This is a genomic window from Microcoleus sp. B7-D4, from assembly GCF_036705125.1.
GTDB lineage: Bacteria > Cyanobacteriota > Cyanobacteriia > Cyanobacteriales > Microcoleaceae > Microcoleus.
Window position 1 is genome coordinate 24,285 of sequence record NZ_JAUBTT010000005.1, and the last position, 11,939, is coordinate 36,223.

Here is an 11,939-nt window from a genome sequence, read left to right on the forward strand (position 1 = left end):
TCGGAATAGGGAGGAAAAAATCTTGTCAACTATCACCGATATAGGAACTTTAATTAGCCGTCAGCCTGATATACATGGTGGCTGCCCAATTATTGCCGGAACAGGTGTTACAGTCCGGCGCATTGCTATTTGGTACAAGCAAAGTCTGAGTGCAGAAGAAATTGCCGATCGCATCGGGCATTTAACTCTCACCCAAGTCTATGCAGCTTTGACTTATTACCATGCTAACCGAGAGGAAATTGATGCTGACATTGCGGCGGAAGAAGCTGAGGGCGATCGAATAGAAGCATTGAATTCTCAGCGTAAGATTCAAAAGCAGCCGACGGATATAGCTTTGGAAATACCAACATTAGCAAATTATCCCAGTCGCCGAGAATTTATGAAATTACCGCTGGAAGATAGGGGAAGGATTTTAGAAAGACAAGCTGAGGCAATGTTGCAACATTACCAGGAAGATAGAGAATGGCAAGAGTTAGAAGCAGGAGATTTAATTGACTACTAACTCTCCTTCTCCTAAACGGGGTGATATTTGGTTGGCTAATTTTGACCCAACACTGGGAGCCGAAATCAAAAAAATTCGTCCGGCTGTAGTCGTAAGTTCTGATAATGTTGGTAAGTTACCAGTGAAATTGGCTGCACCTATCACAGATTGGAAAGAATATTATGCTGGTAATATCTGGCACGTTAAGATTGAGCCAGATATTGCTAATGGTTTAACGAAAGTTTCGGCAGTAGATGTGTTGCAATTGCGGGGTATGGATGTACAAAGATTCATTCGTAAAATAGGAGAAATTTCGACTACTGATATGGAGGAAATTGCCAGGGCGATCGCGGCTGTAGTAGAGTATCAGTAGTTATTTATCAAGAGCGATCGCACTTGGGTTAAGTAAGGGCGATCGCACTTGCTATATTAGTGATTTGGATTCTGTGTATTTTTTCTAGACATTACGGCTTGATTTTTTCCACCACACGATATCCATTAGGGCAAGTAACTCCATCACTTGTTGAAATAAGTGATCTATTTCTGTTAGAATAACTATTACTTTTGCAGATTGTGCACACATAACTCTGTTGATTTTTGGAAGGTCCAAAAGCAATTCCAACAAAATTACTGAAATCTGACTTGATAGACTGAGCCCCTATTATTGAGACATTACTATACCGTGTAGGTAAAATCCCGAAACTGTAAGTAGAGTTCTTGCCTAAGTTTATACGTGTGGAAGGCATCCTCCGATGTTTGGAGTAAAAAGACCAGGTATTGCGACATTTGTTTTTTACAATGCTTCTTGCTTGAGATTCAGCAGGCGACAAATCGCTATAATAAAAAGTCAGGAATATTCCGCCAGCCAAAATACACCCTCCTACTTGTAAGCCCTCTTTAGTAAAAAACGCTCTGACGACAATTGCACCAAGAGCATTAGCTATACCATTGCAAAATTCCTGCCAAAGTTCATCCATATAATTATACCTGGGTGTGAAAATTTTAAGTAACTATCTATTTATAAAAACATTGTTCAGACAGTAATTTCCACTTATAAAGGGAGATCGCTCTTCATCGCAACCCGTCGAGAAGGAGCGAGCGCGCCATCATTCCTGAAGCGCGATCGCCCTTCCTTAGATGAGTCTATTCTTCGTTAACTCTTTTCCAAGCATTGTCACGAGATTGTTCTGCTGTTTTACCAGAACCCTTGTGCTCCTTGCCAGTCGTATTATCACGAATTGTCGTTACTTGTTTTGTTCCTTCGACAAATTGCGTAATCGGGTTCCAAGAGCTCTCTGACTTCGTTTTCACATCATAACGTGGGTTTTTTTCTGAAGGCATGGTTTTAACCTCTGAAAGTCCATTTCATTAATTTTGCCAGATTTTGTTCTAAGGCGGCAATCACAAAATATCATCAGTTTTACTTTTTTATTTAGATTATAAGTATCATATTTAATCATAAACATCATAAAATCTCATAATATGCTAAAATAGCAAAACCTTATACCTTTAGGTAAGTGATGGACGTTAAAGAATTCTTAAGATTTGCTGACGACCTGGTTTTAGCCAAAACTGGTAAACACTTAAACAATGTGCAACGGGCGGTATTGCTCGGTAGTTGGCAAGATAAAAAATATCCCGAAATTGCTGAAGAATATCAATTTACTAAAGGTTATGTTGCTAATGTCGCTTCAAGATTATGGCAACTTATGTCAAATAAATTAAGTAAAAATATTAACAAATCAAACCTTATACATACAATGGAAACATATCATGATTGTAATGTCTCAAATTTAAATGATGTTGTAAATTTCGGTAACAATGATAACAATGATGTTGTAAATTTCGGTAACATCAATAAGGTTTGCACAGAAACCTCGCAGCCTCCCAAAATTCCACAAAATTCACCCCCACCACAAACCTCAAATGAAGACAACACTCAACAAAAACCGCGACTCGATTTAAGAGATGCACCGGAACTCAGAACATTCTACGATCGCCCTTCATTCCCCCTCAGCGCCCTCGAAACTTGGATTCTAGAGCAAAACTGCCGCCTCCTCACCATCACAGGCATGGCAGGCACCGGCAAAAGTGCGATCGCCCGTAACCTCATCCCCCAAATTCAAACTCAGTTCGATCGCATCATCTGGCTCAGTCTCCGCACCTCCCCACCCCTCGAAACAACCCTCAAAAACCTGATTCCATTTCTCTCAAATCAACACCCCCCCAACCCCCCCTTACCAAGGGGGGGCGAAGAGGGGGTTTTCCCCGCCAACATCGATGCTCAGTTGTCAATCCTAATAGAAACATTGCGCGAAAATCGCTGTCTCATCATCCTCGATGACGTGCAGCAAATTCTCCGCAGCGGGCAACTTGCAGGAAATTACAAACCCGGATATGAAAACTACGGAACCCTATTTAAACTCATCGGCGAGATTCCCCACAACAGTTGCTTAATTCTCAATAGTTGGGAACCTCCCTCAGACATCATCACCTTCACCGACGATAATTCAGCAGTATGTTTATTGCAGTTAACTGGTTTAGGTGAAGCCGCAACAGAAATTCTTAGACAAAAGGGTTTGTTGGATGAAGAAGCCTGGCCAGAATTGATTAACATTTATCAAGGTAATCCCCTGTGGTTAAAATTAGTCGCTCAAACCATTAACAACTTATTTGGCGGTAGAGTCTCTCAATATTTAAGCTATCAACCAGTATTTTTAAGCGATGAATTGACACCGATATTGCAGCAGCACTATCAGCGGTTGTCCGAAATAGAAAAACAGGCGATTTCGCAACTTAGTAATGAAATAGAACCTGTTTCGTTTACTCAATTCATGTCAAAAGGTCAAGGTTCGCAGGGCGAATTATGTAAAGCTATTCTATCTTTAGCCCGACGGGGAATGATCGAAAAATTGATCGGTGAAGCTGAAATCGTTTTCACGATTCCACCTGTGTTAAAACAGTATGTTAAAATGGTTCGAGAGTAGTCCTAAATATCTAGCTAAATGAGAGAAAACCATGACCGTAACTCCTACCCAACCTAAGCAGATGCTCAGTTTCGAGCAATTTGTCAAGCAACTTCCCGACGAAGAAGGCCGCTATGAACTTGTCAATGGAGAAATTGTGAAAATATTACCAATAAGACTGCATGAGGATGTTGCTGATTTTCTGATAAAACAATTTGATAGAGAAGTCGATCGCGTTCCGCTCAATTACAGGGTATCTGGCAGATTTATGCTGAGGACATTAACCCCGAATGGTAAAGAACAAGGCCGCCATCCTGATGTTACAGTAGTAGACAAAACCCTCTGGAAATCGCAGCCCTTCGCCTATTCAGCACTAACTGAACCACCACAATTAGTTGTAGAAGTTGTCTCAACAAATTGGGAAGATGATTATATCGACAAGCTGGATGAATATCAGCGGCTAGGAATTTCTGAATATTGGATTGTCGATTATTTAGCTTTGGGTAGCAGAAACTATTTGGGCAACCCGAAAGAACCGACTGTTTTTGTTTACCTGCTTGATGAAAATCGGGTTTATCAAATGACTGCTTACCGAGGAACTGAGCGAATTATATCCCGAACTTTCCCAGAATTAGCATTGACAGCAGAACAAATCTTGGATGTATAGCAGTTGACAGTTGCTGTAGGGTGCGTCGCTATCAAAAACCCTCAAAAAGATCGACCATCTCACAGCGACGCACCTTACAAACCGGGTTCAGTTGCTGTAGGGTGCGTCGCCATTAAAAATCCTCAAAAATATCGACAATCTCACAGCGACGCACCTTACAAACCGGGTTCAGTAAACAAGATTGTTTTTGGGCTAACAAGCGCGATCGCACAACGCCCAGATCGGGTTGAATGCCTAACAAACGCTGACGGACGGAATCTGCTAATTGCTCGCGATAATTGAGATAAGTTTCCACGGCTTCTTGGTGTCGGAGATAATAGCCGATCGCACTATAGACATCCGACAACGACAGAGTTGAATAACGCTGCACAATAGATTCCGGCGACGCACCATCCTGAAAAGCTCTAATCACCAATTCCAGCAAAACTCTTGAGTTTCCCACCCGAATAGCTCCTCTTGCATCTTCTCGAAAAGGAGGCGCTTCAACTTCCAAAACAAGATTCATCTATTAATATCCCCCAAAATTACGATCGTATTTTAGATTCTATAGGACTTACGCATGGGGGTTCAGAAACCGGGTTTTTTTACGAAAATACATCGTTGCAGCCCGCAGATTCGGTAAAAAACCCGGTTTCTTTAGTCGCGCGGAGTTATCCCAAAGAGCATCCCCCCAACTTTCCTCAATTAATCCGTGTATCCGTGTCAAAATCCGTGTCGTGCATTCCCTCTTCCCTCAAACTACGATCGCATCGCCTGTTTTTGCTCAGCCTTCAAATCGCGGTTGCTAGCAGCAGCCAACTCCGCATCCAACAGCGTCTTACCAGTGGCAGCCAAATACACATCATCCAAACTCGGCCGAGATTGAGCAATCCCAAAAGTAGGCAATCCCGCATTTTTTAAAGCCTGCTGAATAGTCACCAGCGCATCGCTTTGCGGTGTTACTACTAAATTCAGAGAATTTCCTTGAGCCGCGTTGACAATTACTTCCTGCACAAAAGGCAAAGATTGCATCAGAGTTTTAGCTTTTTCGGCTTCTTCGATCGGCGAAAACTCCCGAATCCGCAAAGTCACCCGATCGCCCCCAACCCGATTTTTCAACTCCTCCGGCGTGCCCTCAGCAATTACCGTACCCTTGTCAATAATCGCCACGCGATCGGCCAAAGCATCAACTTCTTCGAGATAGTGACTGGTAATCAAAACCGTCGTACCTTCCTCCCGCAAGCGCCGCAGGAAATCCCACACCACCACCCGGCTTTCAATATCGAGCCCGACTGTCGGTTCGTCTAACACCAAAACATCAGGCTGGTGCAGCAACCCAGCAGCTAAGTCAAGGCGTTTGCGGATACCGCCGGAATAAGTGCCCGTCTTTTTATTTTCCCACTCCTCCAAACCCAGGAGTTTCACCATTTCGTCAATCCGCCCTTTAATCGTATTGCGCGGCAAATGGTAAAGCGCTGCTTGCAGTTGCAGGAGTTCCCGCCCCGTCAGCACCTTATCGAGAGCCACTTCTTGGGCGACATAGCCTAGTCTTTGTCTGGCAATTCTCGGCTGGCTGACAGCAGAAATGCCAGACACTTCAATGCGTCCGCTATCGGGCGCACTCAAAGTACAAAGTACCCGCAGGGTTGTGGTTTTGCCTGCACCGTTGGGGCCTAGCAAACCAAATATTTCCCCCGGTTCTACCTTGAAGGAAACATCTTTAACGGCTTCTACAGTGCCGTAGCGTTTCTGAAGATTTTCAATTAAAACGGCGGGAGCCATATATTTTGGGGATGAACTGGTTGTTAATATTTTGACACTTCTGAGCTCAAATTGCCGGAATGGTCGATCGACCAATGCGACTGGCTGTGCTTGTACGATCGCACAATCCTCCTCAACCGGAAACAGATTCTAGTTTTGATTTTTAATACCCGTTTATAAAATATTAACTTTATAGCGGTTCTCAACCCTGATATTCATCAGTTTTCCCACTATTTAATCTCCCATCTCAAATCATGTCCGGTCAATTAACCATGATTCCTGTAGGGGCCCGTGAGCCAAGATATTGAATAGAAACGGGAAAATCTGTAAACCCGCCCTGGCCTTTAATCGCTGTCAATCGATCGGACATGATATCTAATCCCAAAAATTATGAGTTTTGAGTTAATTATAACTTTTCAGTTAACAACTCAAAACTCACAATTGTTCAACAAGTAGAGATGCACCCGAAACCTGTTATTTTATAATTATCTCTACCTATAGGCTGATGTGTAGCGAGATTTTGATAATTAACACACTGGTCAAACACATCACACTTTCGAGCAAACTATTAAACACAAAAAACTTCCCTAATTGGCAAGTTCTACTTGTAACGAGTTCCCAAAAAATGTAACTGTAGGCCCGTGATCTCAACCCCGATAGTTATCAGTAATCACCAACTCTTTAATCGAAAATCGAAAATCGAAAATCGAAAATGGTATTAACTCCCCTACAGGGAGTGGCTACCACCTCTTTAATCGACAATTTTTACCCAACCGCGGCGAACGTTGTAGAGCAGTCGGTTGATGATGGCATACTCATCTTCATTCAGTGTTCTTTCTAAGAGTGCCGATCTGAGCTGTCTCCGGTCGTGGCGAGTCACGACGCTGGAGAACATGACCTGACCAAATAACTCTTCGAGTGTCATTTGGGATACTGACATGATAAACCTCCTAGTTGATTGAGACAGATAAAATTTTAACAGGCTTGTTGTATTTGTATTATGCACTCTGGGAGCGACTTCACAGGCGATCGAAAACATTGACACGGTGTGATTTTTCGGCGAAAAATCTGTGAGCGAGACTTTGATCCCCAGTGACTTGGATCTCTTAAATTTGTGATGCTTGTCACGGAAGTCAGAAGTCAGAAGTCAGAAGTCAGAAGGAAGAGGGAAAAAGACCATCAAGCGCGATCGCCCTCAAAAACTCTCCATCTCGTCCTGACGGCTTCTCAACCTCATTTTCCCCTATGCCAATTTTCCAGCTAATTGAGGCATCGGTCAATAGTCGCCACAACCGACTCAGCCAAATCTTTCAGCGCGTAACCCCCCTCCAAACCAAAGGCGATGCGACGGGTGAGTTGCAGACAGTATCCGGTGAAAGTACCGAAATCTGACGGCATCAGAGTCATGCTCGCCAGCGGATCGGACGCAGTAGCGTCATAACCAGCGCTGACAATCAACAAATCCGGTTCAAATTTGGACAAAAAAGGCACGACAAGAGATTCAAAGGCGCTCAGGTATTCAGCTATGCCACTGCCGGGATACAGGGGAATGTTCAGCACGTTGTCGTAGGCCCCGCACTCCTCGGCATCTCCCGTTCCCGGATAGCACGGAGATTGGTGCAGGGAACAGTAGGCAATTTGCCGGCAGTTTTCCACCAAAGATTGAGTGCCGTTGCCGTGGTGCACGTCCCAGTCGAGGACGGCGACGCGCTTGATTCCCGGCTGTTCCAGGGCGTAGTGAGCGGCGATCGCAGCATTGGAAAACAAGCAAAAACCCATCGCGCGGGCGTTTTCGGCGTGGTGTCCCGGCGGCCTGGCCAGCACAAAAGCCGGTTCCCCCGCAGCCACCACTCGATCGACCCCATCGAGCCAAGCACTCGCCGCTAGCAGCGCTACATCGTAACTTTCAGCAGAAATCGGCGTATCACCGTCGAGGTAGCCGCCTCCCCGATGAGCCAAATGTTCGATTTCTTTGATGTATCTTTGCGAGTGAACTTTTTTGATAGCCGAGAACAGTTGTTGTTCGCGCTGCGCCACTGGGGTGGGCAGTTGCCATTCAATTTGATCCGCCCAAGGAGCAGCTTTCAGAGCGTTGACGATCGCCGTTAAACGTTCTGGTCGCTCTGGGTGAAGCATTCCAGTCTTGTGCAGCAAGAAATCTTCGGAGTAGATGACGGGTAGCATCGGCTGATTTTAGATTTTAGATTTTAGATTTTAGATTTTTAGTTGGCTTTAAGAATGCCTTCGGTTTTGTGAAATTAAAATTTCGATCGAGTAACCATTTTAATTTCTTATATGGTCGTCAAAAAAACTCACGAAAGCATGAAAAGCGACCGCCTAAAAAAAACTTTCTAGCTTTTGCCAACTGCTGACAAAATCACCAACTGACAAATTATCAATTGTGCTTGTTTCGTCCCTTAAATTTTCTGGCAACTTTCCCATAAATTCCAAGGCAAATTGTGATATAATTTCAGGAGTAATTTGCAATATTTGGCAGCTCTACTGAATCCAAACCGATTTTATCGCATTTTTGAGATTTATAGCGGTCAAATTTAAATTTTTAACGGAGTTTTTCAACCTATGAGCACCTCTGAGTCGCGGATAATCCCGACGGATCTGGGTAATGAGATGTCCCGATCGTACTTGGAATACGCCATGAGCGTAATTGTCGGTCGGGCGCTACCAGATGCCAGGGACGGTCTCAAGCCCGTTCACCGACGCATTCTCTACGCCATGAACGAATTGGGCTTGACTCCCGATCGACCTTTCCGCAAATGCGCCCGCGTCGTGGGGGAGGTGCTGGGCAAGTATCACCCGCACGGAGATACAGCGGTTTACGACGCCCTGGTGCGGATGGCTCAGGATTTCTCCATGCGGGAACGCCTGATCAACGGCCACGGCAACTTCGGCTCCGTTGACAACGACCCGCCCGCTGCAATGCGTTACACCGAGTGTCGCCTGACAGCTCTCACTAGCGACTCCATGCTGCGCGACATCGACTCGGAAACAGTTGATTTCGGCGACAACTTCGACGGTTCCCAGCAAGAACCCCTCGTACTCCCGGCACGCATCCCCCAAATTTTGCTCAACGGTTCCTCCGGGATTGCTGTGGGGATGGCCACCAACATTCCGCCGCACAATTTAGGCGAAATAATTGACGGTTTAGTAGCACTAATCCACAACCCAGGAATTACCGACCTGGAATTGATGCAGTACATCCCCGGCCCGGACTTTCCCACCGGAGGGCAAATTCTCGGCAGAGGCGGCATTCGCGATGCTTACACCACCGGGCGCGGTTCGATTACAATGCGCGGAGTCGCCGGCATTGAAACCATCGAACATCCCGGCCGCCCCGACAAAGAAGCAATTATTATCACCGAATTGCCTTACCAAACAAACAAGGCAGCCCTAATTGAGAAAATTGCCGAACTTGTCAACGACAAAAGATTAGATGGAATTTCCGACATTCGCGACGAAAGCGATAGAGACGGAATGCGGATCGTGATCGAACTCAAGCGCGACGCCTATCCCCGCGTCGTCCTCAACAACCTCTATAAACAAACACCCCTCCAAGCCAACTTTGGAGCCAATATGTTAGCGCTAGTAAATGGGGAACCCCAACTACTTACGCTCTCCCAATTCCTCAATGTCTTCCTAGATTTCCGCATTGAGACAATTACTCGCCGGACTCAATATGAGCTCCGCAAAGCAGAAGAACGCGACCACCTTCTGCAAGGCTTATTAATTGCCCTAGACAACTTAGATGCAATTATTCACCTAATTCGCGCCGCTGCCGACTCCGCAGCAGCCAAACAGGAATTGATGGATAATTACGGTCTTTCGGAACAGCAATCCGATGCAATTCTGCAAATGCAGCTCCGGCGTTTGACAGCATTAGAAGCGCAAAAAATTCAGCAAGAACACGAAGAATTGCGAGCAAAAATCTCCGATTTGGAAGATATCTTAGCGCGGCGGGAACGCATCTTAGAAATCGCCGAATTTGAAGCAGTCGAAATCCAAACCAAAATCGCTACTCCTAGGCGCAGCGTCATCGAACACGCCGAAGGAGAAATCGATGAAAGAGATTTAATTGCCAACGAACAAGCAATTATTCTGATCACAGAGCAAGGCTACATCAAGCGGATGCCTGTCAGCACTTTCGAGGCCCAAAGTCGCGCTACTCGCGGCAAAGCAGGCGCGAAAATGAAAGAAGACGATGGAGTAGAACATTTCCTTTCCTGCTGCGATCACGATAGCGTTTTGTTCTTCAGCGACAGGGGCGTAGTTTACTCTGTCAAAGCTTATCAAATCCCCGTCTGTTCCCGGACAGCCCGCGGCACTCCCGTAGTGCAACTGCTGCCGATTCCTATAGAAGAAAAAATCACTTCTATGGTGTCAGTCACAGAATTCACCAGCGAAGAATACTTGGTCATGCTGACTCGCGGCGGCTACATTAAGAAAACCGCACTTTCCGCTTTTGGCAACATCCGCACTAATGGATTAATCGCCATTTCTCTAGAAGAAGGCGACCAATTGCGCTGGGTACGGAGAGCAAAAGTTGGCGATAGCATCATCATCGGTACGCGCCAAGGCATGGCAATTCATTTCCGCACCAATCACGAACAGTTGCGCCCAGTCGGCCGCGCCACACGGGGTGTAAAATCAATGAAATTGCGATCGGGCGATGAGTTGATCAGCATGGACATTTTGCCGAGTTCAATTGTTGCCGAAATTGCTGACTTGGAAACTGAAGACTCGGAATTTGAGGGAGCTAATATTGCTCAATTAGAAACGGACGAAGCGGAATTTGAAGGGGCAGAAAGTGCTGAATTGGAAACGGAAGATGAAGAATTAGAATTGCAAGCCGAGGAAATTGAAGGCGAAGATGTCGAAGAAATTTCGACAGTTAGCAGCGAAGTTCCTTCGGTGTTGGTAATCACCACCAACGGCTACGGGAAGCGGGTTCCTGTTTCTCAATTCCGCCTACAAAGACGGGCTGGCAAGGGATTGACGGCTACTAAATTCAAATCTAAAAAGGGTAAGGATCAGGTAGCTGCGCTGCGAATTGTCAACGAAGATGACGAATTGATGATCATTACCAACCGAGGTATTATTATCCGTCAGGCTGTGAGTGCAATTTCTACTCAATCGCGCACAGCAACGGGTGTGCGGGTGCAGCGGTTAGATGAGGATGATTCGATCGTAGCTGTGGCTTTAGTGCCGCCTGCTGGTGAAGAATCGGCAGAAGAATCGGAATCTGAGGAAGTGGCAGAATAGTCCTAGGTTAATAGTTTGTAAGGTGCGCGCTGCGTACCTTACTGCTGAATGGTAAAAATGCGATCGTCCCTACTCAGAAGTTTTCCCTCAAAAGTCAAAGATTTTTTCCGGTGAGGTAATAATGAGTCAACTCCAAACCAAACTACTAACTGATACCTGGGTTACAGCGACTTGGGATGAATATATAGAAATTATTAAACAGCCGGAGTACGATCGAGCAAAATGCTACTATTACAACGGACAGTTGAGGATTGAAATGGCAGCAGTCGGGCCAGATCATGCTGATGACAACGGAATTATCGTCATCTTAATCAATTTATTTGGCATTGCTAAAGGTATAAAAATGAGACTTCTGGTCAACTGTAGCTACGCCAAAACGGGTGTCAGAGGCGCTCAACCTGATGCTTCTTACTACATCGGAGACCGGGTACAAACGGCACCTCGCGGCAGTTCTGTAGTGAATTTAGATAGCCTAGTTTCCCCAGATTTAGCAATTGAAATTGCCGACAGTTCTCTCGTTGACGATTTGGGAACCAAAAGAATGATTTATGAAGAATTAGGAGTGTCTGAATATTGGGTAGTAGACGTACAAAAAGCGCAAGTTATTGCTTTCAAAATAATTGCTAACCGGGGAAGCGAACGTCTGACGGAATCTCAAGTTTTGCCGGGGCTAAAAGTTGCTTTATTAGAGGAAGGTTTGCGCCGCAGTCGCCAGACGGACAATACAGAAGTAGGCAACTGGTTTTTAGAGGAAGTTCGCGAGAATCGTCAATAGTGCGATCGACTGCATTCTTTTTTTTTACTGGAG

The 11,939-nt window shown here is 45.4% G+C and carries 13 protein-coding genes; 7 read left to right on the forward strand and 6 right to left on the reverse strand.

Annotation, left to right across the window (positions count from 1 at the left end; genetic code table 11):
* Window positions 1–22: 22 nt before the first annotated feature.
* Together QUB12_RS02810 and QUB12_RS02815 are read left to right on the forward strand one after the other, a co-directional pair.
* The gene (locus QUB12_RS02810) at window positions 23–502 is read left to right on the forward strand and encodes a DUF433 domain-containing protein (RefSeq protein WP_333305386.1); all 480 of its coding nucleotides are present in this window, start codon (window positions 23–25) and stop codon (window positions 500–502) included.
* Window positions 492–854, forward strand: coding sequence for a type II toxin-antitoxin system PemK/MazF family toxin (locus QUB12_RS02815; RefSeq protein ID WP_333305388.1), 363 nt, complete (start codon window positions 492–494; stop codon window positions 852–854). The genes QUB12_RS02810 and QUB12_RS02815 overlap by 11 nt, the downstream gene beginning before the upstream one ends.
* Window positions 855–945: 91 nt before the next feature.
* Here the strand turns inward: QUB12_RS02815 and QUB12_RS02820 are convergent, their stop codons facing one another.
* Window positions 946–1,458, reverse strand: coding sequence for a hypothetical protein (locus QUB12_RS02820; protein ID WP_333305391.1), 513 nt, complete (start codon window positions 1,456–1,458; stop codon window positions 946–948).
* Between the two features lie 166 nt (window positions 1,459–1,624).
* Window positions 1,625–1,822, reverse strand: a complete 198-nt coding sequence (locus QUB12_RS02825) for a hypothetical protein (RefSeq protein WP_333305393.1) — start codon at window positions 1,820–1,822, stop codon at window positions 1,625–1,627.
* 179 nt (window positions 1,823–2,001) lie between these two features.
* On the opposite strand from QUB12_RS02825, the gene QUB12_RS02830 reads away from it, so the two are divergent.
* Window positions 2,002–3,468 (forward strand): NB-ARC domain-containing protein, encoded by a 1,467-nt coding sequence (locus tag QUB12_RS02830; protein ID WP_333305395.1) that lies wholly within the window; start codon window positions 2,002–2,004, stop codon window positions 3,466–3,468.
* Between the two features lie 31 nt (window positions 3,469–3,499).
* The gene (locus QUB12_RS02835; RefSeq protein WP_333305397.1) at window positions 3,500–4,114 is read left to right on the forward strand and encodes a Uma2 family endonuclease; all 615 of its coding nucleotides are present in this window, start codon (window positions 3,500–3,502) and stop codon (window positions 4,112–4,114) included.
* Between the two features lie 112 nt (window positions 4,115–4,226).
* Here QUB12_RS02835 and QUB12_RS02840 read toward each other — a convergent pair whose 3' ends face one another.
* From QUB12_RS02840 to QUB12_RS02850, 3 genes are all read right to left on the reverse strand, one after another.
* Entirely contained in the window at window positions 4,227–4,619 is a 393-nt protein-coding gene (locus QUB12_RS02840; protein ID WP_333305399.1) for a DUF433 domain-containing protein, read from the reverse strand.
* Window positions 4,620–4,852: 233 nt separating this feature from the next.
* A complete protein-coding gene (locus tag QUB12_RS02845) occupies window positions 4,853–5,875 on the reverse strand; it encodes an ATP-binding cassette domain-containing protein (protein WP_333305401.1) in 1,023 nt (340 codons plus the stop codon).
* 730 nt (window positions 5,876–6,605) lie between these two features.
* Entirely contained in the window at window positions 6,606–6,794 is a 189-nt protein-coding gene (locus QUB12_RS02850) for a hypothetical protein (RefSeq protein ID WP_015175516.1), read from the reverse strand.
* Between the two features lie 177 nt (window positions 6,795–6,971).
* Between QUB12_RS02850 and QUB12_RS02855 the strand changes: the two genes are divergently transcribed.
* Window positions 6,972–7,118, forward strand: a complete 147-nt coding sequence (locus QUB12_RS02855; protein ID WP_333305403.1) for a hypothetical protein — start codon at window positions 6,972–6,974, stop codon at window positions 7,116–7,118.
* Here the strand turns inward: QUB12_RS02855 and QUB12_RS02860 are convergent.
* Window positions 7,115–8,038: a histone deacetylase gene (locus tag QUB12_RS02860; protein WP_333305405.1), complete on the reverse strand. Its 924-nt coding sequence runs from the start codon at window positions 8,036–8,038 to the stop codon at window positions 7,115–7,117. The genes QUB12_RS02855 and QUB12_RS02860 overlap by 4 nt on opposite strands.
* A gap of 396 nt (window positions 8,039–8,434) precedes the next feature.
* On the opposite strand from QUB12_RS02860, the gene gyrA reads away from it, so the two are divergent.
* Window positions 8,435–11,131, forward strand: a complete 2,697-nt coding sequence (gene gyrA / locus QUB12_RS02865) for a DNA gyrase subunit A (protein WP_333305407.1) — start codon at window positions 8,435–8,437, stop codon at window positions 11,129–11,131.
* Window positions 11,132–11,252: 121 nt separating this feature from the next.
* Window positions 11,253–11,906 (forward strand): Uma2 family endonuclease, encoded by a 654-nt coding sequence (locus QUB12_RS02870; RefSeq protein WP_333305409.1) that lies wholly within the window; start codon window positions 11,253–11,255, stop codon window positions 11,904–11,906.
* Window positions 11,907–11,939 lie beyond the last annotated feature (33 nt).